Below are 485 nucleotides of genomic sequence, written 5' to 3'. Positions count from 1 at the left end.
AGACGAATAGTGATAAGTCATTGGTCAACCTCATCAGCTTGGTTTTGAAGCTCAAAGCGACGTTGCTTTACATAGCCCATGAGCTTTGGCTGAATGTCTGCACGGCGCGTTGATACTTCAATTTCTAAGCAATCCAATTCGGTCAAATCTTTCGCATTTTGAATTTGAACCATCAAAGATGGAGGCATTTTAATTTCAGCTACTGCGGGTGCAAGTTCTTGTAGACGCTTATGAATTGCATCCAACAATGGTTTGCGTTGCTGTTCGGTCCATGGCTTGGTGTATCGAGTATGCGCATTGACTTCTGCAGGTGTATTCGCCTTGGCCACACCATCGAGCAACTCACTTAAAAGCTTTTGATATTCAATTTCTGCAGTCTCAGCTAACTTTTTCTCTGTCACTAACTTTTCAGCTTCCTCTCGTAACCGTTTAAGCTCATCTACGCTTAGATTTTCAGAAGCAGGTTCAGCTTTAGGTTGGTCGAG

At 43.1% G+C, this 485-nt stretch carries 1 pseudogene; it reads right to left on the bottom strand.

What is annotated here, in order from left to right:
• Positions 1 to 17: 17 nt before the first annotated feature.
• A pseudogene (locus D9K81_RS18540) lies at positions 18 to 485 on the bottom strand (hypothetical protein); the annotation flags it as partial.

Source organism: Acinetobacter chengduensis, assembly GCF_003664645.1.
In the GTDB taxonomy this organism is placed as follows: Bacteria; Pseudomonadota; Gammaproteobacteria; order Pseudomonadales; family Moraxellaceae; genus Acinetobacter; species Acinetobacter chengduensis.
This window is presented reverse-complemented; position numbering and strand designations above follow the sequence as displayed.